We start from the raw sequence: 23085 nt of genomic DNA, 5'->3' as shown, positions 1-23085 counted from the left end.
CTGTTATCAAGATGTGAACTTGATCCTTTCTTTCCCGTCAGAGATCGGATATAAGTTAATGTATATACATTTAGAGGTCGGTATGAACAAGGAACTGTTGAACTGCGAGCGGGTCTGGCTCAACGTGACACCCGCCACCCTGCGCTCCGATCTGGCCGACTACGGTCTGCTGGAACCCCATGCCCTCGGCGTTCACGAGGGGCGGATCCACGCCCTGGTGCCGATGCAGGATCTCAAGGGCCCCTATCCCGCCCATTGGCAGGACATGAAGGGCAAGCTGGTCACCCCCGGCCTCATCGATTGCCACACCCACCTCATCTTCGCCGGCAGCCGTGCCGAAGAGTTCGAACTGCGCCAGAAAGGGGTGCCCTATGCGGAGATCGCCCGCAAGGGCGGCGGCATCATCAGCACGGTGCGCGCCACCCGCGCCGCCAGTGAGGATCAACTGTTTGAGCTGGCGCTGCCGAGGGTGAAATCCCTGATCCGCGAAGGGGTCACCACGGTGGAGATCAAGTCCGGCTACGGCCTCACCCTGGAAGACGAGCTCAAGATGCTGCGGGTCGCCCGCCGACTGGGGGAGGCGCTGCCGATCCGGGTCAAGACCACCCTGCTGGCGGCTCATGCGGTGCCGCCGGAGTATCGCGACGATCCCGACTCCTGGGTCGAGACCATCTGTCAGGAGATCATCCCGGCCGCCGCCGAGGCGGGCCTGGCCGATGCGGTGGACGTCTTCTGTGAACACATCGGCTTCTCGCTGGCCCAGACCGAACAGGTCTATCTGGCGGCAGATCAATACGGTCTGGCGGTGAAAGGGCACATGGATCAGCTCTCCAACCTGGGCGGCAGCACGCTGGCCGCCAACTTCGGCGCCCTCTCGGTGGATCACCTGGAGTACCTGGATCCGGAAGGGATCCAGGCGCTGGCCCACCGCGGCGTGGTGGCCACCCTGCTGCCCACCGCCTTCTACTTCCTCAAGGAGACCAAGCTGCCTCCGGTCGCCGCGCTGCGCAAGGCGGGGGTGCCGATGGCGGTCTCCTCCGACATCAACCCGGGCACGGCCCCCATCGTCTCGCTGCGGATGGCCATGAACATGGCTTGCACCCTGTTCGGCCTGACCCCGGTGGAGGCCATGGCCGGGGTGACCCGCCACGCCGCCCGGGCGCTTGGCGAGCAGGAGCAGCTGGGGCAGCTCAGGGTCGGCATGCTGGCGGACTTCCTGGTCTGGAACTGCGGCCATCCGGCAGAGCTCAGCTACCTCATCGGCGTCGATCAGCTGGTGAGCCGGGTGGTCAACGGCGAGGAGACGCTCCATGGATAAGTTCAACCCGGTCGACATGTCGGTCTGGCAGGGGCGCCAGGATCCGGAAGATGGCGAGCTGGCCCTGCGCTGGCACGACAAGGTGCAACCCTGGCCACAAGCAGGCCGCGCCGCCCCGGGCGTAGCCCTGGTGGGTTTTGCCTGTGACGAGGGGGTGCGCCGCAACAAGGGGCGGGTCGGGGCCGCCGGTGCGCCGCTGGCGGTGCGCAAGCTGCTGGCCAACAGCGCCTGGCATCTGGGTCGGCCCGTCTATGACTGCGGTGACGTGAACTGCGAGGATGGCGATCTCGATGCCGCCCACGGCCGTCTGGCCGAACGGGTGGCCCGCTTGCTGGACGAGGGGCACTTCCCGCTGGTATTGGGCGGTGGCCACGAGGTGGCCTTCGGCAGCTGGAGCGGCCTCAACCTGCATCTGGCTGGTCGTGGCCGGGTCGGCATCATCAACTTCGACGCCCACTTTGACCTGCGCATGAAGCTGGAGCAGGCGAGCTCCGGCACCCCCTTCTTCCAGATTGCCGAGCAGTGCGCCGCCCAGGGCACGCCCTTTACCTACGCCTGCCTCGGGGTGGCCGAGACCGCCAATACCCAGGCGCTGTTCGCGCGCGCCGAGGCGCTGGGGGTGTGGCACGTGCTGGACGAGGCGATGACGCCGGCCGAGCTGCCGGCCTTGCTCAGCGGGCTGGATGCCTTTATCGCCCGCTGCGATCACCTCTATCTGACTATCGATCTCGACGTGCTGCCGGCGGCCGTGATGCCGGGAGTGAGTGCCCCCGCGGCCCGCGGCGTGGAGCTGGCAGTCATCGAACCCCTGATCGCCCATATCCGGGCCAGCGGCAAGCTGCGGCTCGCCGATCTGGCCGAATACAACCCGAGTCTGGATCAGGACAACCGCAGTGCCCGCGTGGCTGCGCGGCTGGTCCATCAGTTAACCAAGTAGCGGTCTGCCACCGGCCGGCCGCCACCCTGCTGCATCGATAAACAAGGAGTGTATATGTCCCAGCAACACCAGGATCCCCGCCACGATCCCAATCGCGTGATCCGCGCCCCGCGCGGCACCACGCTGACCGCCAAGAGCTGGCTCACCGAAGCGCCGCTGCGGATGCTGATGAACAACCTGGATCCCGAGGTGGCCGAGCATCCTCAGTCGCTGGTGGTGTATGGCGGCATCGGCCGCGCCGCCCGCAACTGGGCCTGCTTCGACAAGATCGTTGAGGTGCTGACCCGGCTCGAGGAGGATCAGACTCTGCTGGTGCAATCCGGCAAGCCGGTCGGGGTGTTCCAGACCCACAAGGACGCACCGCGAGTGCTGATTGCCAACTCCAACCTGGTGCCGCACTGGGCCAACTGGGAGCACTTCAACGAGCTCGATAAGAAGGGCCTGATGATGTACGGCCAGATGACCGCCGGCTCCTGGATCTACATTGGTACGCAGGGGATCGTGCAGGGCACCTACGAAACCTTCTTCGCGGTGGCCAACCAGCACTTCAACGGCGAACCCAAGGGGCGCTGGATCCTGACCGGCGGGCTCGGCGGCATGGGTGGCGCCCAGCCGCTGGCCGCCACCATGGCCGGCTTCTCGATGATCGCGGTGGAGTGCGACGAGACCCGCATCGATTTTCGTCTGCGTACTCGCTATGTGGACAAGAAGGCCCACAGCCTGGATGAGGCGCTGGCCATGATCGAAGAGGCCAGGCAGAGCGGCAGCGCCGTCTCCGTCGGTCTGCTCGGCAACGCCGCCGACGTGTTCGCCGAGCTGGTGGCCCGTGGCATTACCCCGGACGTGGTGACCGACCAGACCTCTGCCCACGACCCGGTGCATGGCTACCTGCCGCAGGGCTGGAGCGTGGCCCAGTGGCGCGCGCTGCAAAAATCCGCTCCCCAGGAGGTGAACGTCGCCGCCCGCCACTCCATGGCTCGGCAGGTGGAAGCCATGCTGATCCTGCAAAGCCGCGGTGCCGCGACCCTGGATTACGGCAACAACATCCGCCAGATGGCGCTGGAGGAGGGGGTGAAAAACGCCTTCGACTTCCCCGGCTTCGTCCCGGCCTACATTCGCCCGCTGTTCTGCGAGGGCATTGGCCCGTTCCGCTGGGTGGCGCTCTCCGGCGATCCGGAAGATATCTACAAGACTGACCAGAAGGTGAAGGAGTTGATCCCCGATGATCCTCACCTGCACAACTGGCTCGACATGGCCCGCGAGCGCATTGCCTTCCAGGGCCTGCCGGCGCGGATCTGCTGGGTCGGGGTCAAGGATCGGGTACGCCTCGGCCTGGCCTTCAACGAGATGGTCAAGAATGGCGAGCTGAAAGCGCCCATCGTCATCGGCCGCGATCACCTGGATTCCGGCTCGGTGGCGAGCCCGAACCGCGAGACCGAGTCAATGATGGATGGCTCCGATGCCGTCTCCGACTGGCCGTTGCTCAACGCCCTGCTCAACACGGCCGGCGGCGCGACCTGGGTCTCCCTACACCACGGTGGCGGGGTCGGCATGGGCTTCTCCCAGCACTCCGGCGTGGTGATCGTCTGTGATGGCTCCGATGACGCCGCCAAGCGGGTCGGTCGGGTGCTGCGCAACGACCCGGCCACCGGGGTGATGCGTCACGCCGACGCTGGCTACGAGATTGCCATCAACTGCGCCCACGAGGCGAAACTGGATCTGCCGATGATTGACGGCGCCAACGGTGTCAAAGGAAAGGTGTAACACCATGTTTGAATTGACTATTACCCCGGGCGAGCTGGATCTTGCCACCCTGCGCCGCGTCAGCCGCGAGCCGGTACACGTTTCACTGGATCCCGCCGCGCTGGCGGGGATCCACGCCTCCGCCGCCGTAGTCACCAAGGTGATCGAGCAAAATCGGGTGGTGTATGGCATCAACACCGGCTTTGGCCTGTTGGCCAACACCCGCATTCCGGTGGAGCAGCTGGACGAGCTGCAGCGCTCCATCGTGCTGTCCCACGCAGCAGGGATTGGTGAGTACATGGATGACGCCACCGTACGGCTGATGATGGTGCTCAAGCTCAACTCGCTGGCGCGCGGCTTCTCCGGCATCCGGCTGGTGGTGCTGGAGGCCCTGATGCGGCTGATCAACGCCGAAGTCTATCCTGTGGTGCCGAAGAAGGGCTCCGTCGGCGCCTCCGGCGATCTGGCGCCGCTGGCCCACATGAGCTGTCTGCTGATCGGGGAGGGCAAGGCCCGCCACGCTGGCGAGCTCATCGACGCCGCCACGGCCCTGAAGATTGCCGGGCTCGAGCCCATCGCGCTGGCACCGAAAGAGGGGCTGGCCCTGCTCAACGGCACCCAGGCGAGCACCGCCTTTGCGCTGGAAGGCTTGTTCCATGCCGAGGATCTCTACGCCGGTGCCATCACCATAGGTGCCATGAGCGTGGAGGCGGCCCTTGGCAGCCGCCGGCCGTTCGATGCGCGGATCCACGCGGTGCGCGGTCAGCGTGGCCAGATCGATGCGGCCGCCTGCTATCGCCACCTGCTGGTGGATGGCAGCGAGATCGGCATGTCCCATCACAACTGCGAGAAGGTGCAGGATCCCTACTCCCTGCGCTGCCAGCCGCAGGTGATGGGCGCCTGCCTGACCCAGATCCGCCAGGCGGCCGAGGTGCTGGTGTGCGAGGCCAACGCGGTCTCCGACAACCCGCTGGTGTTTGCCGAGGATGAAGACATCCTCTCCGGCGGCAATTTCCACGCAGAACCCGTGGCCTTCGCCGCTGACAACCTGGCGCTGGCCATCGCCGAGATCGGGTCGCTGTCCGAGCGGCGCATGGCGCTGCTGATCGACTCGCGGATGTCCGGTCTGCCGGCCTTCCTGGTCAACAACGGCGGCGTCAACTCCGGTTTCATGATCGCCCAGGTCACCTCGGCGGCGCTCGCCTCCGAGAACAAGACGCTGGCCCATCCGGCCTCGGTGGACAGCCTGCCGACGTCTGCCAACCAGGAGGATCATGTCTCCATGGCCACCTTCGCCGGCCGTCGACTGGCGGACATGGCCGAGAACACCCGCGGCATTCTGGCGGTGGAACTGCTGGCGGCAGCGCAAGGGCTGGATTTTCGTGCTCCCCTGCGCAGCACCGAGCTCATCGAGCTGGCCAAGGGCCGGCTGCGGGAAGAGGTCAGCTTCTACGACAAGGACAGGTACTTCGCGCCGGATATCGAGGCGGCCGCCGCCCTGCTGGGCCGCGCCAGCTACAACGACCTGCTCCCGGCCGGCGTGCTGCCGAGCCTGTAAGCCTTGCTCCCCCTTCTCCCCTGGCGGGAGAAGGGTAGGGGATGAGGGGGAAGCCGCTTCTTTGGCGTCCGTGAGATCCCGGAGCAGATAACAAAAGACCGCCCAATCGGGCGGTCTTTGCGTTTCTGACGTTGGTTGAACGCGGTTATTCGTGCTCGAACATCAGGAACAGGTACACCACGAACAGCACTAGGTGAGTGGCCCCGTGCAGCACATTGGTGCGGCCGCTGCTGAAGGTCACCTTGCACACCATGAGGGTGGTGAACAGCAGTACCATGTCGGCGGCGGAGAGGCCCAGGCGCACCTCCTGCCCCAGCATGGCACCGATGAACAGCACCGCAGGCACGGTGAGGGCGATGGTGGCCAGTACCGAGCCGAAGTAGAGGTTCATGGCCCGCTGCAGCTGGTTGTTGAAGGCCGCCTTGATGGCGCCGACCGCTTCGGGGGCCAGCACGATACAGGCGACGATGAAGCCACCCAGCGCCGGCGGCGCCGCCAGTACCTTGACCCCGTGGTTGATGGGAATAGCCAGGGTCTTGGCCAGCAGGATCACCACCACCAGATAGGCGAGCAGCAACAGGGTGTGGTAGACGTTGCTCTGCAGCGGGCCGTGGTGCTCTTCGTAATCTTCGTGATCGCTGTCGATGAAGAAGTGGCTGTGGCTGCGAGTCTGGATCAGCAGGAAGACGCCGTAGAGCAGCACCGAGATGATGATGAGCATCCAGGACATGGCGCTCGACATGCTGCCGATGTTGCCCCCTTCGGTGAAGTTGGGCAGCACCAGGCAGAGCAGCGCCAGCGGAATGATGGCCACCAGATAGGATTTGACCCCGTCCAGATTGAAGCTCTGGGTGTGGTAGCGCCAGCCGCCGAACAGCAGGGTGAAGCCCACCAGGCCGTTGGTCACCAGCATGACCACGGCAAACATGGTGTCGCGGGCCATCACCGGATTGGGTTCACCGGTCAGCATGACCGAGGAGATCATCACCACTTCCAGCGAGATGACCGACAGGGTGAGGATAAGGGTGCCAAAAGGCTCGCCAAGCTTGATGGCAAGGGCATCCGAGTGGCGCACCACCGAGAAGATGGCCCAGGTGACAATGGCAAGCAGCACCGCCGAGACAGGAAGATAAATCCCGAGCGGAGTGGCCTCTGTCAGCAGGTCGCTGCCGAGCGTCTTGAAAAAGAGCAGGGTGAGCAGGCCAACGGGCAGGGCAATCTCTTGCCGGATAAATGACTTCATAGGCAATGGTTCTCATCATCAGGGCGGCGTGAGCCGACGGGTAAGGAACAGGGTGGCGGCGCCACACGAGGTGGCGCGCCTGTTCATGATAAAGGGAGTTGTCCGCTCAAGGGAAAATCATTTTGTTGCTCATTTTGTTGCAAGATATGAGCGGCCGGTCTCGGCAGTGTGGATCAGCGCTCACCCGTGTGGTTCTGATACCAGGCCAGCAGCCAGATCTTCAGCTTGGTCAGCGCCATGGGCTGTGCATAGACATAGCCCTGGATCAGGTGGACGCCGCGTTGGCCTAGATAATCCACTTGAGACTGACGCTCGACCCCTTCGGCGATCATCTCCATGCCCGATTCGCGGCCGAAGGCGATGGTGGCATCCAGCACGCTGCGCTTGAGGTCGTCGGTGCCTATGGTGTCGACGAACATCTTGTCGATCTTGATCTGGCGGATGCCGAGTCGCTGCAGGTAGGCGAAGCCGCCGTAACCGGTGCCGAAGTCATCCAGCTTGAAGTGGTAGCCCTGCTGCTGCAGGGCGCCGATCTCTGCGATCGCGGTCTCGATGTCGGTGATGGGCTTGCGCTCGGTCAGCTCGAAGGTGAGCTGGGCGGGGGAGGGCCAGCCGTGCAGCAGCAGCAGGTTGCGCAGGTGCGGGTGCTCGAGATGGGCGGCCACTATGTTGACGCTGACCCACTGGCCGGGGGCGAGTCTGGGCAGGTCCGCGATCACCTTTTCCAGCAGCTGGCTGGTCATCGGCAGGATCAGCTGCTGCTCCTCTGCATAGTCGATGAAGGCGCCGGGCGGGATCAGGCCGCCGCCCCGCTGCCAGCGCAGCAGCGCCTCGAAGCCCACCACCTGCTGGCTGCGGCTGTCGACCACGGGCTGATAGAAAGGCACGAACTCCCGCCGTGCCAGCCCGGCCTGCAGCAACCCCTTGAGCGAACGCCGGTAGTTGCGCAGCCCCCAGTAGGCGGTGACCAGCAGGGCCCCGACCGCCGCGCCGCCCCAGAGCCCGTAGTGGCGGGCCTGCTGCTGGGCGTAGCGCTCGAGCGCCTCGCCCGCCCACAGGGTCTGTCTGATCTCCTGATTGGGGTCGAAAAAGCTCAGGCTCTGGCTGCCCTCCTCCTGCTTGATGGCGCTGTCGCCGCGGGGAAAGATCGGGCTTGATGCTCCCGGCTGCTGCTGGCCGAACTCCAGATAGAAGCAGTTGGTGCAAGGGGTCTGCAACAAGGCATGGCTCCAGCTGTTGTTCAGCACCCAGTAGACGATGTTGCCGCCGGTGCGGTAGTAGGCGACCAGCTCCTGCTCGGTGTGGAAGCGGGCCTGGGTGGCGGCGATCCCGAACTGCTCCTGATTGGCGTAGGGCGGCAGTTCGGCCGGGGTGAAGGGCAGATCCAGTCCCAGACTGGAACAGCCACCACCGCTGGCGAGTAGGATCCCCTGGATGCGGATATGGCTGTTGTAGTAACGGGGATCCCGCAGCAGGGCCATGTCCTGACGTCCGCAATCAAACTGGAAGCGGGTCAGCTGATGGCGGATGTTGTTGTCCAGCAGACGGTGGCGTTCCGCCAGCGCGGTCTCGACCTCCATCTTCTTATCTTGCAGCAACTGACGGGCCAGCGGGCCGCCGAGCAGCTGACTGATGGGCAGACTGGCCAGCAGGGGCAGGCAGAACAGCAGCAGGCTGAGCCAGAGGGGGGAGATGGGTCGCAAGGTGCACCTGCCTGATGTGCGGATGGGATGCATATGGGTGGCATCATCATAGTGCATTAGCTGAATCGATTTGAGCGGAACCGATCACACTTGTGCAGTGAATTTATAATCTGCTGATAAATAATGGTTTTATAAAATCGGCTGCTGAAGATTCAATCGCTGACCTGTCATAAATGACAATTGTCCAGCTTATCTGAAGTGGCTAGAGTAGCCGTGCGGTTTGACTCACCGTGTGTTCAATACTCCTGTATCTGTTTTTTTGTCAGTAGCACAGAGTGTTAGTTTTGATATGAGTGTTTCTTTTGGTCCCCTTTGTGGGACCATTTTTCTGCCCGCCGTTCAGCCAGTGCGCTGAGTTCCCTCCCGTTTCTTCTCGTCATCCGTCATTTTTTGGCCGTCACCCCGCCCGGGGCTTGGTGTTCTCGTACCGGTTTGGGTATGCTCGCCCGCTTAATTCCAGAAGCGGGATCTTCGTCCATAGGCGCGCTTCGAGGTTGGCTGATACGATGAAGCCACATGGATGTTGTCGGGCATACGGAAAGGCACATGAAACTGACCACTCAGCTTGTCTCGTTTATTACCCTGTGTGTCATTGCGGCCATGGCCATGGTGCTGCTTGGCGGGGTGTTCAGCTTTCGTGAGCTGGGCATGGAGATGCAACAGAAGAAGGTCAACTCGCTGGTCGAGATCATCGACAAGCAGCTGGAGGTGGCCGACGATCATCAGGATCTCACCCGCTGGCTGCCGACCCTGCTGCGCTCGGCCCACGTGGTGGAGCTGGAGATCCGCCAGGAGAAGCAGCGGATCTACTGGTTTCGCGACGTGCAGCAGCCGACCGACGAGAGCCTGCTGATCCCCTATCACCAGCCCATGCCCCATCAGCCGGGCATGCAGGCCGACTTCAAGCTGGAGCGGCCGTTCAAGGAGTTCGAGTACTCCATCAAGGCGATGTCCGGCATCTCCCTCGGCGTCTTCATCGTGGTATTCGGCCTCTGGTACTCCATCCGCTGGCTGCGGTTGCAGTTGCGGGGGGCCGAGCTGCTGGCAGAGCGCGCCCAGCTGATCCTCGACAACAAGCTCACCAAGCTGGCCCATGATCCGGCCGACGAGTGGCCGCAGCCGGCCAGCCAGGCCCTCGACTATCTGCTGGCCGAGCTGGCGGATGCCCGCAAGGAGCGCAGCCGCTTCGACAACTTCATCCGCAGCAACGCCTTCGTCGACAAGATGACCGGCATCGGCAACCGGCTGTTCTTCGACAACCGGCTGGAGAGCGCCATCATGGAGGCGAGCGTGATGAGCGGCGGCGTGCTGCTGATCGAGCTGGCCGGCCTGGAGGAGCTGGATCCCGAGCTGAACGGCCGCCAGAGCCAGGATCTGCTGATGGAGGCGAGCGCCTCCATCGCCGCCTTCGTGCGCAAGCACAACGGTGCCCTGCAGGCCCGTTATGCCGGCCAGGTGTTTGCCGTGCTGCTGCCCAACATGTCGGAAAGCGAGATGGTGGATGGCGCCGGCCAGCTGCACAAGAGCCTGCAGCGACTGCACTGGCCCGAGGCGGTCAATCCAGACACCGCCGTCTATCTCGGCGCGGTCTGTTATCAGGCCGAGGATTCCCTGCTCAAGGTGCAGGAGGAGGCGGAGCTGGCGCTCAAGAGCGCGCGGCTGCAGGGCCACACCGGCTGGTTCCTCTACGAGAAACAGCTGGACGAGGAGCAGAGCAGCAAGGGCACGGTGCGCTGGCGTACCCTGATCGGCCGGCGCATCGAGGAACACGGCATCGATTTTTATGTGCAACCGGTGCAGCAGGAGCGGGATCAGGTGGTATTGCAGCAGGATCTGCTGATCCGGATCCACGACGAGCAGGGGCGGGAGCTGCAGGCTGGCGTCTTCATGCCGATGGCGGAGAAGGCGGGGCTGTTGCTTCCGCTGGATCGGCTGGTGGCGGAGCAGACCCTCGGCCTGTTGCGCCAGCGCTCCGAACAGAGCTGCCCCATCAGCCTGACCCTCTGTGCCCAGAGCCTGCTGCACCGGGAGTTTCAGCGCTGGCTGTTCTTCGATCTGTTCCAGCTGCCGCGCAGCACCAACGAGCGCTTGATCCTGCAACTCTCCGAGGCTCAGGTCACCCGCCACTACGAGGCGCTCAAGCGGCCGCTGCGGGCGCTGCGCATGCTGGGCTGCCAGCTGGCCATCGATCATGCCGGCCAGGATGTGGTGAGCACCCAGTACATCAAGGAGTTCGAGATCAACTTCCTCAAGCTGCACCCCAGCCTGGTGCGCGAGATCCATACCCGCCAGGTCAACCAGATGGCGGTGCGCAGCCTGGTGGGGGGCTGCGCCAACACCCGCACCCGGGTCATCGCCGTGGGGGTGGAGAGCGGCGACGAGTGGAAGATGCTGCGCCACCTCGGGGTGCACGCCGGGCAGGGCCCCTGGTTCGCCGAGCCGGAACGGCTGGTGCTGGAGCCGGCCGGCGCCTGATGGTTGCAAGAGAGGGTCGCCTGGGCGACCCTCTCTTTTTGTGGCTCAGCGCCGGTATTGCGCCCGACCGCAGTCACAGGCGCCCCTGCTCTCTCAGCCCCGCCAGCCCCTGCATGCCACCGGTGTGGATGAAGACGATCTTGCTGCCGCGCGGAATGCGGCCTGCCGCCAGCTCGCGAAACAGCCCCCACATCGCCTTGCCGCTGTAGATGGGCTCCAGCGGCAGACCCGTCTCGGCGCTGAAGGCCTGCACCCACTGCCAGAGCGCCGGACTGAATTTGGCATAGCCACCGTCGTGGTGATCCAGCGCGATCCGCCAGCCGGGCGTGTGGGCGGCGGCGGGATGGAGCCGACGCACCTCGTCGGCAATGAAGCTGCCCCCCTTGAGCACCGCGATGGCGAGGATCTGCTGTGGTGGTCGCTTGCCGGCGATGAGTCCGGCCAGGGTGCCGCCGCTGGCACAGGGCAGCACCCAGAGATCCGGCGAGAAGGGCACTTCATCGACCAGCTCGGCCACCCCGGGAATGGCCAGCGGGCTGCTGCCCCCTTCCGGCACTATCAGGGTCTCTTCATCCTCGAATTGGGCCAGCCAGGCGGGCTCCTGCCGCCGCCGGTAGCTTTGGCGGTCGACAAAAACGAGATCCATGCCCCAGCCTTTTGCAGCGCTCAGAGTGCAGTTGCTGACGGCTTCCGGCTCCCCGCGTATGATGCCGGTAGTGCGCAGGCCAGATTGGCACCCCGCCGCCGCCAGGGCATGGATGTGATTGGAGTAGGCCCCGCCAAACGAGAGCAGATGGCGCTTGCCCTGCTCTCTGGCATACAGCAGGTGGTACTTGAGCTTGCGCCACTTGTTGCCCGAGATGGCGGGGTGGATCAGATCGTCCCGTTTGCACCAGAGCTGGACTCCATAGGCGCTCAACAGCGGGTGCGAGACAGCTTGCAGCGGCGAGGGCAACTGGGCGGGCGGCAGGGGCGGCAGCGCCATCGGGGGTGATTGGGGTGACAATGAGTAATCGGTCATTTATCTGGAGGCTAATGCTCTGTTTATGCTAAGGTTTAATCCGTTTTGGGCAGCCAGGTACGGGTTTCAATGAAACAACTTTTCAGACGTTCGACCCCCAGCCGTCAGGTAGGACTCCTGCTGGCCAGCGATCGGATCATGCTGGCTTCGCTCGGCAACCCGCCCATCTTCGCCACCCGCGCCATCAATGGCCCGCAAGAGTGGCCCCAGGCCATGGCCGAGCTGTTCAGCCGCCACGGCCTCGCCAAGTCTAAGGTGCGAGTCGCCCTCGCCGCCAGCCTTTATCAACAGGTCCAGATCGACAAGCCCGCCGTCCCCGATGCCGAAATGGCCGGTGCCCTGCCCTGGGCGATCAAGGATTATGTCAGTGAATCCGTGCTGCAGCTCGCCATGGATTATGTGGATCTGCCCACCCCGCCGGCGGGCCGGCCGCGCATCAATGTGATCTGTGTGCCCAAGGTGCGGGTGCAGCAGCTGGCGGATGCGGTCAACGGCATCGCCAGCCTGGACGCCATCGTCAGCGACGAGCTGGCGATGACCGCGCTGTACGAACCGGATCAGACGGTGCGCATGCTGCTGTGGCAGCCGAAGGGGCAGGATCTGCAACTGCTGGTGTTCCATCAGGGGGGGCTCTGCTTCTCTCGCCAGTTGCGCGGTTTCGGCGCCCTCACCGGCGAGCATGAGCCTGACGCCATGCTGCTCGATTCGCTGGCGCTGGAGATCCAGCGCTCCCTCGATTACCTGGTGGGCCAGCTCAAGCTGCCGGAACTCGGCCAGATGCAGCTCGCCATCGCCTCGCCCTTCATCGGTACCCTGGTGCGCCACATGGAGCAGACCTTCGGCTTTGCCGTCTCCGCCATGGCCAACAAGGCGATCCTGTCCGGTGTGGAATATCTCTCGGCTTATGCTGCTGCTCTGGGGGAGGATGCCTGATGAAACGCCAGATCAACCTCTACGGCGCCGAGTTTCGGCCCAGACGGCAGTGGGCCAGCCTCAACCAGATGGCGCTGGTATGGGGCGGCAGCGTGCTGTTGCTGCTGTGCGCCGCCGGCGTCATCGCCTGGCAGCAACACGCTGTCGAGCGCGAGCTGGTGCAGGTGCGGGCTGCACTGGAGATCAAGCGTGGCGAGGCGCAGCGGCTGGATGCCGAGCTGGCCCGCCATCAGGCCGATGGCCTGCTGCAACAACAGCTTGTCACCAAGCAGGAGGAGCTGACCGCCAAGCAGGGCTTGATGCGGCAGCTGGGCAGCCTGGCGCTGCAAAAATCCCAGGGCTATGCCGGGCTGATGGCCGATCTGTCCCGCATTCGCGATCCGCAGCTCTCCTTGCAGCGGATCGAGATCGCCGACGGCTACGTCAACCTGTCCGGCTTCGCCGGGCGCAGCCAGGATGTGCCGGCCTGGGTCAACCGTTTCAAGCAGACCCCGTCGCTGGCGGGCAAGCAGTTTGGTGAGCTGACGTTAAGCCGTGACAAGGAGGGCCGGCTGGCCTTCCAGCTCAGCGGCATCGAGCGGGAGAAGCCCTGATGAGCCTGAAAGAGCAGTGGCAGGCCTGGGCCGACAAGATCGCCGCCCTCAGCCAGCGCGAGCGAGTACTGATCCTGCTGACCGGGGTGGTCGTGGTTGGCGCCGTTGCCATTTATGGCTGGCTGGATGGGGCCGCGGTGCGGTTGGAGCAGGAGCGGCTGGCGCTGAGCACTGCCCAGCGGGATCTGGAGATCATGGATCTCGAGAACCAGGGCAAGCAGGCCAAACTGGCGCGGGATCCGGATCTGCACGTGCGTACCCAGCTGGCACAGCTGGATGGCGAGCTGGGCAAGCTGGACGCCGAACTCAAGGCCCAGACGGTGGATCTGATCCAGGCCCACGAGATGCCGGCCGTGCTGGAGGCCCTGCTGTCGCGATCCGCCAATCTGCACATGGTGGCACTCACTTCGCTGACGCCGGAGCCGCTGATGGCGGGCGAGCAGCGCATCAACCTGTTCAAGCACGGCATCCGGCTCAAGCTGGAAGGCGGCTATTTCGATGTGTATCAGTATCTCAAGGCGCTGGAGGGGCTGCCACGCCACTTCTACTGGAAGCAGTTTGACTACCAGGTGCAGGAGTATCCCAAGGCGGTGGTGGAGATGGAGATCTACACCCTCAGCACCAGCAAGGAGTTTATCCGTGGCTAGATGGTTTCCCCTGTGGGCGTGTCTGTTCAGTCTGCTGGCCCAGGCGCAGCCCGAGCTGTTGCAGGACCCCACCGCCCCTTTGAGCGGCGCGACCAGCGGCGCCAGAGCAACCGGCCAGCGCGAGGCCGGTCTGCCCAGGCTGCAGAGCATCATGCTGGGCAACGGCCCGGCACTGGCGGTGCTCAACGGCAGCAGTTATCGGGTCGGCCAGCAGGTCGACGGTTATCGCGTGGTGGCCATAGGTGCAGATGCCGTGGTGCTGGAGAAGGGGGGCAAGCGCCAGTCGCTGACCCTGTTTGCCAGCAAGGTCCGGATCTGAACGCGCTCCACCCGGGATGGGCGGAGCCAGGTTTGTCGAGTTTAATTGCAAGTCAGGGTGCACTTATTACATGAAAAAACATCATCTCTGCCTGATCTCCGCCGCCGTGCTGACGGCAGGCTGTACTAGCTACCGGCACCCCGAACCCGTGCAGGCCAAGGACGCACTCAGGCATGCCATGACCGAGCAGAACAAGGGCGGGGCGCTGACCAGCGTACCCAAGTCGGTACAGAGCGAACTGCTGCAGCTCAATCGTCCGCCCCAGGCCATCAGCATGCCGGAAGCGCGGCTGCGCATTGCTGCCCACGACGTAGATGCGGTGGAGTTTTTCGGCTCCCTGTTCAAGGGCTCCCGCTACAGCGTGGCGGTGCACCCCGGGGTGGCCGGCCAGATCTCGGTCGAGCTCAAGGACGTGACTCTGACCGAAGTGCTGGCGGTGGTGGGCGACATGTACGGCTTCGACGTGCAGCGCAAGGGCAACGTGTTCCACGTCTATCCGGCCGGGCTGCGCACCGAGACCATCCCGGTCAACTACCTGATGATGTCCCGGCGCGGTCTCTCCCGCACCTCGGTCAGCACCGGCGGGGTGACGGCCAACGACAACAATGGCAACAGCAACAGCTTCGACAATGCCAACAACAGCACCAATAACAACAGCACCAGCAACCGCTCCTCTAACGGCAGCTCGAACAGCGACAGCAACGGCACTCGCATCGAGACCGACACCAGCAGCGACTACTGGACCGATCTGCGCGACACCCTGCAGACCTTAATCGGCAGCGGCGACGGCCGCGCCGTCATCACCAGCCCGCAGGCGGGCCTGGTGACCATCCGGGCCTATCCGAAGGAGCTCAAGGCGGTGCGCGAGTTCCTCAATCAGTCAGAGAGCCACTTGAAGCGTCAGGTGGTGCTGGAGGCGCGGATCTTGGAGGTGGCCCTCAACGAGGGTTACGAGCAGGGTGTGGACTGGAGCGGTCTTTCCGCCAGCTGGGATGGCAACAAGGGCATTACCGGCGGTGGTTCGGCCGCGCCTTCTAAACTGCCCACCACCCCCAACCAGATCTTCAGCGCCCTGGGCGGCGGTGCCGGCTTCAAGATTTCTGACGGCAACTTCAACGTGGCGGTCAACCTGCTCAAGACCCAGGGGGACGTGAATACTCTCTCCAGCCCGCGGGTGACGGCGACCAACAACCAGAAGGCGGTGATCAAGGTGGGGACCGACGAGTATTTCGTCACCAACGCCTCCACCACCATCACCACCAACTCGTCCGGGGTGTCCGACAAGACCCCCAATGTGGAGCTGACCCCCTTCTTCTCCGGTATCGCGCTGGACGTGACGCCGCAGATCGACGAAGAGGGCAAGGTGCTGCTGCATATCCACCCCTCCGTCATCGACACCGAAGAGCAACAGAAGACCATCGACATGGGCACCACAGGCGGCAAGCTGCAACTGCCGCTGGCCAAGAGCTCGATCCGCGAGTCCGATACCGTGGTGCAGGCCAACAATGGCGACATCATCGTCATCGGTGGCCTTATGAAGACCGACAAGCAGGAGATCGTCAGCAAGGTGCCGCTGCTGGGGGACATTCCCTGGGTCGGCGAGGCCTTCACCAACCGTCGCGAAAGCACCAAGAAGGTGGAACTGGTGATCCTGCTCAAGCCGACCGTGGTGGAGAAGGACACCTGGCAGAACGAACTGCAGCGCTCCTCCGAGCTGCTCGACAAATGGTATCCGCCCAAGGGCTGAGTCATGATCCTGGACCGGTTTGACCACGTGCCGGGGGCCATCACGGGCTCCCTGGCAGAGAGGGCAGGGGATTGCCCATGTACCTGAACCACTTTGGTTTGCAGGAGGCGCCCTTCGGCCTCACCCCCAACACCGGTTTCTATTACGGGCTGCCCCCGCACGAGGAGGCGCTGCAGGTGCTCAACTGGGCGCTGGCGCAGGGGGAGGGCTTCATCAAGGTGACCGGCGAGGTCGGCACCGGCAAGACCCTGCTCTGCCGCAAGCTGCTGAGCGAACTGGGCTCCGAGGAGCGGCCGGTGCGTCTGGCCTGGCTGCCCAACCCCCATCTCAACCCGGCCGAGCTGCGTATCGCCCTGGCGCTGGAGCTGGGACTGGCGGTGCGGGATCAGAGCGAGCTGGACCTGACCGATCGCATCCATCGCCACCTGATCGCCTTGCATCAGCAGGGGAGCCGGGTGGTGGTGCTGATCGACGAGGCGCAGGCACTGCCGGACGAGACGCTGGAGGCGATCCGGCTGTTCGGCAACCTGGAGACCGAATCGAGCAAGCTGCTGCAGATCGTGCTGTTCGGCCAGCCGGAGCTGGATGCCAGGCTGGCCAAGCCCCATCTGCGCCAGCTGCGCCAGCGGATCGGCTTCTCCTACTGCCTGCGGCCGCTGCGTTTCGATGAAACCCGGGCCTACCTGGAGCACAGATTGCAGATTTCCGGTTATCGCGGGGCCCCGCTGTTTGGCGGCCGGGCGCTGCGCCTGCTGTGGCGCGCGTCGCGCGGCATTCCGCGACTCATCAACATACTGGCACAGAAGTGCCTGATGCTGGCCTATGGCCAGGGGGCGCGCCAGATCGACAGCCGGCTGGTGCGGCTGGCCGTGCGCGACACCGACGATGCCCGCCGCTTCGTGCCGCGACGCTGGTGGCCACTCGTGCTGCTGCTGGGTTGTGCCCTCGCCTATGGAGTCTGGCAATGAGCGTGATCAATCAGATGCTCAAGGATCTGGAGCAGCGCCAGCAGGGGGGCGAGGGGGCCGTCTATGTGCCACCCGTGCGCCAGCAGGGTTGGTGGATGTTGCTGTTGACCCTGATCTGCGGGCTGGCGCTCGGCATTCTGGGTTGGCGTACCTGGATCTACTGGCAGCAGAGCCAGCGGGTCGTCGAGGCCCGTCAGCTGCAGGCGGCCGGCGAGCTCACACCGGATGCCATCGCCCGCGCGGTTCCCGCAGCGGTGCCGGCCAGTGCAGAACAAGAGCCGGTGGATCAGGTGGTGGCGCTGCCAACCCCGCGCCACCTTGCCGCCCCGCCTGCCGCCGAGCCGCAGCAGGCGCAGGAGCGCGCAGCCGATGACGCCGACGTGGCCGTCATCGATGAGGAGGGGCCGAGCGACGAGGAGCTGCAACCTGACCTCTATGCCGAGCTCGCGGCGGAGCAGGAGGCCCCCGCGGCCGCGCCGCGCAAGCCTGGCGTGCTCAAGATAGAGACGGTCAACCTCTCCGAGGCCGAACTGGCCACCCTGGCCGAGCGCAAGGCCACCACCGCCATGGCCAAGGGGCAGCTGCGCGATGCCCAGGACAACTACTATCAGGTGCTGGCCCACGACCCGCGCAATCAGGGGGCGCGCGAACAGCTGGCGGGCCTGCTGTACGGCGAGGGTCGGCTGAGCGAGGCGAGCCAGTTGCTGGAAGAGGGGCTCAGATTCGATCCCGAACAGGCCGATTTCCGGCTGCTGCTGGCGCGGCTCGCCATCAGCGGCGGCGATCAGCTCAAGGCGCTCGGCTGGCTGAGCGGCCATCGACCGGATCTGGCCAGCAATCTGGATTATTACGCCACCTGGGCCGGGCTCAGCCAGGAGCTGGGTCAGCATGCCGAGGCGGCGGATCTTTACGTGAAATTATTGCGCCAGCAGCCGGATCAGGGCCGCTGGTGGCTCGGACTCGGCGTGGCCGAAGATGGCCAGGGCCACAGCCAGCGGGCGCTGGATGCCTATCGCAATGCCCAGTTGCACGGCAATCTGGGCGAGGCTTCGACCAGCTGGCTCGAACAGCGGATTGCCCAGCTTGCCCCCTGACGGGCGGCCGGGATCACTTTTTTGGAGTTTGCATGGCACAACCCAGACTGAAAATGCGCCTCGGCGACCTGCTGGTACAAGAGCAGATCATCTCGGATGATCAGCTGCAGCTTGCCCTGCAGCAGCAGCGTCAGACCGGTCGCAAGCTGGGCACCACCCTGATCGATCTCGGCTTCATCAGCGAGGTGCAACTGCTGCAGTTCCTCGCCCGTCAGCTGGACGTGCCCTTCTTCGATCTCAACAACCTCACCATAGATGCGTCGGCGGTGCCGCTGCTGCCGGAAGTGCAGGCGCGCCGCTATCGCGCGCTGGCGGTCAACCTCACCGACAACAAGGTGACGGTGGCCATGTCGGATCCGGCCGATTTGAGCGCCCTCGATGCCATCGCGGCGCTGCTGCGCCCGCGGGAGATGGGGCTGGCGGTGGCGCGGGAAGGCCAGTTGCTGGAGTATTTCGACCGCCTCTATCGCCGCACCCGCGAGATCGAGAGCTTCGCCGAACAGCTGCACGAGGAGTATCAGGACGCTGGCTTCGAGCTGGGCTCCAGCAATCTGGGGGCCGGTGACGAGGGGGAGGCGACGGTGGCCAAGCTGCTGCGCTCCCTGTTCGAGGATGCGGTGCAGGTGGGGGCTTCCGATATTCACATCGAGCCGGACGAGAAAGTGCTGCGCATTCGCCAGCGTATCGACGGCATCCTGCACGAGAACATCCTGAGCGAGGTGCGTATCGCCCAGGCGCTGGTACTGCGTCTCAAGCTGGTGGCCGGCCTCGATATCTCCGAGAAGCGTCTGCCGCAGGATGGCCGCTTCAACATGAAGGTGCGCGGCCGCGACGTGGATGTGCGGATGTCGACGATGCCGGTGCAGTACGGCGAATCCGTGGTGATGCGGCTGCTGGACCAATCCTCCGGCATTCTGTCGCTGACCGAGACCGGCATGCCGCCGGAGATCCTGACCCGCTTCCGGCGCCAGCTCAAGCGGCCCCACGGCATGATCCTGGTGACGGGCCCGACCGGCAGCGGCAAGACCACCACCCTCTATGGCGCCCTCTCCGAGCTCAACCAGGCCAGCCAGAAGATCATCACGGTGGAAGATCCGGTGGAATACCGGCTGCCCAGGGTCAATCAGGTACAGGTCAATCCCAAGATCGGGCTCACCTTCTCCCATGTGCTGCGCTCCACCCTGCGTCAGGACCCCGACATCCTGCTGGTGGGCGAGATGCGGGACAACGAAACGGTGGAGATCGGCCTACGCGGCGCCATCACAGGTCACTTGGTGCTGACCACGCTGCACACCAACGATGCGGTCACCAGCGCCCTGCGCCTCATTGACATGGGGGCTCCCGGCTATCTGGTGGCGAGCGCGCTGCGGGCGGTGGTAGCCCAGCGGCTGGTGCGGCGGGTGTGCGAGCACTGTGTCGAGGAAAAGGCGCCGGATGAAGGCCAGGCCACCTGGCTGACCGTGCTCTCCGGCGAAGCACCGGGCCAGCACGTCTATCACAAGGGGCGCGGCTGCCAGAGCTGCAACTTCACCGGTTATGCCGGCCGGATCGGGGTGTACGAGCTGCTGGAGCTGGATCAGCCCATGATGGACTCCCTGCGCCGCAACGACGCCGAAGGGTTCGCCAAGGCGGCCCGCCAGCACCCGCACTACCGGCCGCTGGCGCTGACCGCACTCGATTACGCCCGCCAGGGGATCACCTCGGTGGATGAGGTGCTGCGGCTGGCTGAGGACCTGGGGTAAGTGATGACCAACTTCATCGGCAATGAACGCGGCCGGCTGGCGCGAGGCACCCCATGAGCAGCTTCGCCTACAAGGGGCGCGACAGCCAGGGCAATGCCGTCAGCGGGGTGGTGGACGCGGCCACCGAGATGGCCGCGGCCGAGCAGCTGATGCGCCGCGGCGTGATGCCGACCGAGTTGAAGCCCGGCAAGGCGAAGGCGGCCGCCCTCGACTGGTCGCTCTTGCTGGAGCGGGGCGTGCGGCTGGACGAGCTGGTGGTGTTCAGCCGCCAGATGTATGCCCTGACCCGGGCCGGCATCCCCATCCTGCGCGCCATCGCCGGGCTGGAGGAGAGCGCCCACAGCAAGCCGCTCAAGCGGGCGCTGCACGCGCTGGGAGAGGATCTGGGCAACGGTCGGCCGCTGTCGAGCTCAATGCAGGCCCACCCCAGGGTGTTCAGCAGCCTGTTTGTGGCCATCATCCACGTGGGGGAGAACACGGGTCAGCTGGAAGAGGCGTTCTTGCAGCTTGCCAACTATTTCGAGCTGGAGCTGGAAACCCGCAAGCGGATCAAGACCGCCATGCGCTACCCCAGCTTCGTGCTGATTGCCATCGGCATCGCCATGGTGATCCTCAACATCATGGTGATCCCGGTCTTTGCCGGCATGTTCGCCAAATTTGGCGTCGAGCTGCCGCTGGCGACCCGGATCCTGCTCGCCACCTCCCACTTCTTCGTGCACTACTGGTGGGTGATGCTCGGCGTGTTGCTGGCCATGGTGTTTGGCTGGCGGCGTTGGGTGAACACGGTCAAGGGCAAGCTGACCTGGCACAGATGGCAGCTCAAGTTGCCTATCGTCGGCACCATCATAGAGCGCTCCCTGCTGGCACGTTTCGCCCGCAGCTTCTCCATGATGCTCAAGGCCGGGGTGCCGCTCAACACTGCGCTGAGCCTGGTGGCCGATGCGGTGGACAACGCCTGGATGGCGGGCCGGATCCGCGACATGCGGGCCGGCATCGAGCGGGGCGAGAGCCTGCTGCGCACCGCCGGCAGCAGCGGCCTGTTCACCCCGCTGGTGATGCAGATGATCGCGGTGGGGGAAGAGACCGGCCAGGTCGATGATCTGCTGCACGAGGCGGCCGAGTATTACGAGCGGGAGGTGGACTATGACCTCAAGAGCCTCACCGCCCGGATCGAGCCGATCCTGATCGGGATCGTGGCGGTCATGGTATTGATCCTGGCGCTGGGTATCTTTACGCCGATGTGGGACATGATGCGTGCGGTGCGTGGCAAATAACCGGTCAACGAGGCGGAATATGATACGGGCGGTGTGGATAAGCGGCAGAGTGTGGAGCGAGATGGGTGAGTCGACAGTCACAACAGGATGAGCACTGGCTGGGGAGCTATCGGCGGCTGGCCGTGGGGATCCTGTTGCTGATCATGGTGGCGACCCTGGCCCGAAGCTATCTTGTCCACCGGGAGGAGGCGCTGGCCGTCAGCCTGACCCTGCTGGGGGAGCAATTTGCCGAGCGCGCACAAAGGTTGCATGGGCTCTGGCTCGATCAGCGGCGTCCCGCCGTGCTGCATGCCGATGGAATGGCCTGGCAGTTTGATGAGCGGGGCTGGCCACTGGGTGCCGGCACAGTGATGACGCCGTCGGAAAACTGCCGCTGGCTGTGGGAGCAACTCATCGGTACCGCAGCGTCGACCCAGCCGCCGGTGCAGGCCTTGGCGAGCCTGGATGGTGAAGGGTGCCAGTTCGGCTGGGAGAATAATTGGCTGATTTATCAATTTTCTGACGGCAGAGTGCACCAAAAGCCCTGAATGAGGCTTGTTTTGCGATTCAGCTAAATGATTTTTTTATATCTGCATGAAATAATGTGGGTTATTACGGAGGGTCCATGACAACAACGCGACTGGTACCAAGATATTCCGGTGTGGCGAGTCCCCATCGGGCGGAGGGTTTCTCGTTGATCGAGCTGGTGATCGTCATCGTCATCCTGGGGATCCTGGCGGTCACCGCCTTGCCCCGTTTTCTCGATGTCACGGACGAAGCCAAGAAAGCCAGCGTGGAGGGGGTTTCCGGCGGGTTTGCCACCGGCGTGTCGCTGGTGCGGGCTCAATGGGAGGCCGAAGGGCGCGCCAAGCAGGACAGCCTCAACACCGTGCTCTATGACGGTTCACGCTTTTATCTGACCACGCCGACCGACACCCAGGTCAGCAACGGCGAGCTGTCGCCCGGCTATCCCATGGATACCTCGGCCGGTGGCGGTATCGACGTGGATCCGGCCAACCTGACGGCCCCGCGCTGTCTCAAGATTTGGGAGGGTCTGCTGCAGAATCCACCCAAGGCTACCGCCAGCTTCAGCGAGGTGCGTGGTAGCGGCAATGACCTGAAATACTATGTCAGTGTGACCAATAACGGCCTGGACTCGGTCTGCCGCTACTATCTGGTCAATAGTTTGAGTAAGGGTAGTGATGGCAAGTATCAGGATCCGCAAGGTAGTACTGATGCATTCATGAGTTTCAGTTACCGTCCGGCTTCCGGTCAGGTGACCACCAATATCAATTGACAGAGGAAAGTAATATGAAAAAACAGGCGGGTTTTACCCTGATCGAACTGGTCATCGTGATCATCATTCTGGGTATCCTGGCAGTGACCGCTGCTCCCAAGTTCCTGAATCTGCAGGATGATGCGCGTAAGTCTGCTGCGCAAGGTGTTCAATCTGCACTGCAAAGTGCTGCCAATCTGGTGTACAGCAAGGCTGCTTTGGAAGGTCAGGAACAAGCATCTGCTGCGGGTGGTACCGCACTGACCGGAATGGCTGGAGTTAAAGTCATTTACGGTTATCCAACTGCTGATACCGTTTCTGCTGCTCTTACCTTGGATGGTTGGAAGGTGTCTGGTGCATCAGCTACTTCTTCTAATTTCTATCCAGAGAATACCAAGGGCAACGAGTGCTACGTGAGTTATACCGCAGCGACTTCGGAAACCGTACCGTTTAAAGTCGAGTTGAAAAACTGTAAGTAATGTTGTGTTGATGAGCGAGGCTTAGGCCTCGCTTTC

20 protein-coding genes are annotated in these 23085 nt (G+C 64.0%); 17 read left to right on the top strand and 3 right to left on the bottom strand.

Translation table 11 applies throughout. From position 1 onward, the window contains the following. Nucleotides 1–82: 82 nt before the first annotated feature. The 4 genes from hutI to hutH are packed head-to-tail and all read left to right on the top strand — an operon-like array spanning nt 83 to nt 5556. Nucleotides 83–1318 carry an imidazolonepropionase gene (hutI, locus tag PG881_RS17325; RefSeq protein ID WP_041216115.1) on the top strand — a complete coding sequence of 412 codons (1236 nt, stop codon included), beginning with the start codon at nt 83–85 and terminating at the stop codon, nt 1316–1318. Beyond that, nucleotides 1311–2255 carry a formimidoylglutamase gene (hutG, locus tag PG881_RS17320; protein ID WP_270801636.1) on the top strand — a complete coding sequence of 315 codons (945 nt, stop codon included), beginning with the start codon at nt 1311–1313 and terminating at the stop codon, nt 2253–2255. The genes hutI and hutG overlap by 8 nt, the downstream gene beginning before the upstream one ends. 54 nt (nt 2256–2309) lie before the next feature. Continuing rightward, nucleotides 2310–4019: a urocanate hydratase gene (gene hutU, locus PG881_RS17315; protein WP_270801633.1), complete on the top strand. Its 1710-nt coding sequence runs from the start codon at nt 2310–2312 to the stop codon at nt 4017–4019. A gap of 4 nt (nt 4020–4023) precedes the next feature. Next, nucleotides 4024–5556, top strand: coding sequence for a histidine ammonia-lyase (hutH, locus tag PG881_RS17310; RefSeq protein WP_011704356.1), 1533 nt, complete (start codon nt 4024–4026; stop codon nt 5554–5556). A gap of 145 nt (nt 5557–5701) precedes the next feature. Here hutH and PG881_RS17305 read toward each other — a convergent pair whose 3' ends face one another. Together PG881_RS17305 and PG881_RS17300 are read right to left on the bottom strand one after the other, a co-directional pair. Further along, nucleotides 5702–6799, bottom strand: a complete 1098-nt coding sequence (locus PG881_RS17305) for a calcium:proton antiporter (protein ID WP_017408799.1) — start codon at nt 6797–6799, stop codon at nt 5702–5704. A gap of 173 nt (nt 6800–6972) precedes the next feature. Further along, nucleotides 6973–8502, bottom strand: a complete 1530-nt coding sequence (locus PG881_RS17300) for an EAL domain-containing protein (RefSeq protein WP_270801630.1) — start codon at nt 8500–8502, stop codon at nt 6973–6975. A gap of 546 nt (nt 8503–9048) precedes the next feature. Here PG881_RS17300 and PG881_RS17295 point away from each other — a divergent pair. Continuing rightward, a complete protein-coding gene (locus PG881_RS17295) occupies nt 9049–10977 on the top strand; it encodes an RNase E specificity factor CsrD (protein WP_270801628.1) in 1929 nt (642 codons plus the stop codon). 73 nt (nt 10978–11050) lie between these two features. Here the strand turns inward: PG881_RS17295 and PG881_RS17290 are convergent, their stop codons facing one another. Beyond that, nucleotides 11051–11998, bottom strand: a complete 948-nt coding sequence (locus PG881_RS17290; RefSeq protein ID WP_408771059.1) for a 1-aminocyclopropane-1-carboxylate deaminase/D-cysteine desulfhydrase — start codon at nt 11996–11998, stop codon at nt 11051–11053. Between the two features lie 69 nt (nt 11999–12067). On the opposite strand from PG881_RS17290, the gene mshI reads away from it, so the two are divergent. The 12 genes from mshI to PG881_RS17230 all read left to right on the top strand — a co-directional run bounded on the left by mshI (nt 12068) and on the right by PG881_RS17230 (nt 23049). Further along, on the top strand, nt 12068–12931 hold the full coding sequence (gene mshI, locus PG881_RS17285; protein WP_270801624.1) for an MSHA fimbrial biogenesis protein MshI: 864 nt from the start codon (nt 12068–12070) through the stop codon (nt 12929–12931). Next, complete coding sequence (mshI1, locus tag PG881_RS17280) at nt 12931–13524, top strand: MSHA fimbrial biogenesis protein MshI1 (protein ID WP_045528781.1); 594 nt, start codon at nt 12931–12933, stop codon at nt 13522–13524. Before mshI ends, mshI1 begins: the two co-directional genes overlap by 1 nt. Further along, nucleotides 13524–14171: an MSHA fimbrial biogenesis protein MshJ gene (gene mshJ, locus PG881_RS17275; RefSeq protein ID WP_011704364.1), complete on the top strand. Its 648-nt coding sequence runs from the start codon at nt 13524–13526 to the stop codon at nt 14169–14171. Before mshI1 ends, mshJ begins: the two co-directional genes overlap by 1 nt. Continuing rightward, nucleotides 14164–14490, top strand: coding sequence for an MSHA fimbrial biogenesis protein MshK (mshK, locus tag PG881_RS17270; RefSeq protein ID WP_166464002.1), 327 nt, complete (start codon nt 14164–14166; stop codon nt 14488–14490). Before mshJ ends, mshK begins: the two co-directional genes overlap by 8 nt. A gap of 70 nt (nt 14491–14560) precedes the next feature. Then, a complete protein-coding gene (gene mshL / locus PG881_RS17265; RefSeq protein ID WP_252450523.1) occupies nt 14561–16237 on the top strand; it encodes a pilus (MSHA type) biogenesis protein MshL in 1677 nt (558 codons plus the stop codon). Nucleotides 16238–16314: 77 nt separating this feature from the next. Then, nucleotides 16315–17205: an MSHA fimbrial biogenesis protein MshM gene (mshM, locus tag PG881_RS17260; RefSeq protein WP_017408807.1), complete on the top strand. Its 891-nt coding sequence runs from the start codon at nt 16315–16317 to the stop codon at nt 17203–17205. Beyond that, entirely contained in the window at nt 17202–18299 is a 1098-nt protein-coding gene (gene mshN / locus PG881_RS17255) for an MSHA fimbrial biogenesis protein MshN (protein WP_270801618.1), read from the top strand. Before mshM ends, mshN begins: the two co-directional genes overlap by 4 nt. A 32-nt stretch (nt 18300–18331) precedes the next feature. After that, complete coding sequence (gene mshE / locus PG881_RS17250) at nt 18332–20041, top strand: MSHA fimbrial ATPase MshE (protein WP_011704368.1); 1710 nt, start codon at nt 18332–18334, stop codon at nt 20039–20041. A gap of 53 nt (nt 20042–20094) precedes the next feature. Continuing rightward, the gene (gene mshG / locus PG881_RS17245) at nt 20095–21315 is read left to right on the top strand and encodes an MSHA fimbrial biogenesis protein MshG (RefSeq protein WP_270801616.1); all 1221 of its coding nucleotides are present in this window, start codon (nt 20095–20097) and stop codon (nt 21313–21315) included. A gap of 65 nt (nt 21316–21380) precedes the next feature. Next, nucleotides 21381–21842 carry a hypothetical protein gene (locus PG881_RS17240; RefSeq protein WP_270801614.1) on the top strand — a complete coding sequence of 154 codons (462 nt, stop codon included), beginning with the start codon at nt 21381–21383 and terminating at the stop codon, nt 21840–21842. Between the two features lie 77 nt (nt 21843–21919). Next, entirely contained in the window at nt 21920–22591 is a 672-nt protein-coding gene (gene mshB / locus PG881_RS17235) for an MSHA fimbrial major subunit MshB (protein ID WP_270697398.1), read from the top strand. A gap of 14 nt (nt 22592–22605) precedes the next feature. Further along, the gene (locus PG881_RS17230) at nt 22606–23049 is read left to right on the top strand and encodes a prepilin-type N-terminal cleavage/methylation domain-containing protein (RefSeq protein ID WP_016349163.1); all 444 of its coding nucleotides are present in this window, start codon (nt 22606–22608) and stop codon (nt 23047–23049) included. Nucleotides 23050–23085: the final 36 nt, after the last annotated feature.

Origin of the sequence: Aeromonas sp. QDB54, from assembly GCF_027707385.1 — a bacterium.
GTDB lineage: Bacteria > Pseudomonadota > Gammaproteobacteria > Enterobacterales > Aeromonadaceae > Aeromonas > Aeromonas hydrophila.
The sequence above is the reverse complement of the archived record's forward strand: the minus strand, read 5'-3'. Positions and strand labels throughout refer to the sequence as shown.

What these genes read in the sequence shown, in the direction of transcription:
- mshI (WP_270801624.1), top strand. Translation starts at nt 12,068, where the DNA reads ATGAAACAACTTTTCAGACGTTCGACCCCCAGCCGTCAGGTAGGACTC.
- hutU (WP_270801633.1), top strand. Translation starts at nt 2,310, where the DNA reads ATGTCCCAGCAACACCAGGATCCCCGCCACGATCCCAATCGCGTGATC.
- mshE (WP_011704368.1), top strand. Translation starts at nt 18,332, where the DNA reads ATGGCACAACCCAGACTGAAAATGCGCCTCGGCGACCTGCTGGTACAA.
- hutH (WP_011704356.1), top strand. Translation starts at nt 4,024, where the DNA reads ATGTTTGAATTGACTATTACCCCGGGCGAGCTGGATCTTGCCACCCTG.
- mshN (WP_270801618.1), top strand. Translation starts at nt 17,202, where the DNA reads ATGAGCGTGATCAATCAGATGCTCAAGGATCTGGAGCAGCGCCAGCAG.
- mshB (WP_270697398.1), top strand. Translation starts at nt 21,920, where the DNA reads ATGACAACAACGCGACTGGTACCAAGATATTCCGGTGTGGCGAGTCCC.
- PG881_RS17295 (WP_270801628.1), top strand. Translation starts at nt 9,049, where the DNA reads ATGAAACTGACCACTCAGCTTGTCTCGTTTATTACCCTGTGTGTCATT.
- mshL (WP_252450523.1), top strand. Translation starts at nt 14,561, where the DNA reads ATGAAAAAACATCATCTCTGCCTGATCTCCGCCGCCGTGCTGACGGCA.
- mshJ (WP_011704364.1), top strand. Translation starts at nt 13,524, where the DNA reads ATGAGCCTGAAAGAGCAGTGGCAGGCCTGGGCCGACAAGATCGCCGCC.
- mshM (WP_017408807.1), top strand. Translation starts at nt 16,315, where the DNA reads ATGTACCTGAACCACTTTGGTTTGCAGGAGGCGCCCTTCGGCCTCACC.
- PG881_RS17305 (WP_017408799.1), bottom strand. Translation starts at nt 6,799, where the DNA reads ATGAAGTCATTTATCCGGCAAGAGATTGCCCTGCCCGTTGGCCTGCTC.
- mshI1 (WP_045528781.1), top strand. Translation starts at nt 12,931, where the DNA reads ATGAAACGCCAGATCAACCTCTACGGCGCCGAGTTTCGGCCCAGACGG.
- mshG (WP_270801616.1), top strand. Translation starts at nt 20,095, where the DNA reads ATGAGCAGCTTCGCCTACAAGGGGCGCGACAGCCAGGGCAATGCCGTC.
- hutG (WP_270801636.1), top strand. Translation starts at nt 1,311, where the DNA reads ATGGATAAGTTCAACCCGGTCGACATGTCGGTCTGGCAGGGGCGCCAG.
- hutI (WP_041216115.1), top strand. Translation starts at nt 83, where the DNA reads ATGAACAAGGAACTGTTGAACTGCGAGCGGGTCTGGCTCAACGTGACA.
- PG881_RS17290 (WP_408771059.1), bottom strand. Translation starts at nt 11,998, where the DNA reads ATGACCGATTACTCATTGTCACCCCAATCACCCCCGATGGCGCTGCCG.
- PG881_RS17230 (WP_016349163.1), top strand. Translation starts at nt 22,606, where the DNA reads ATGAAAAAACAGGCGGGTTTTACCCTGATCGAACTGGTCATCGTGATC.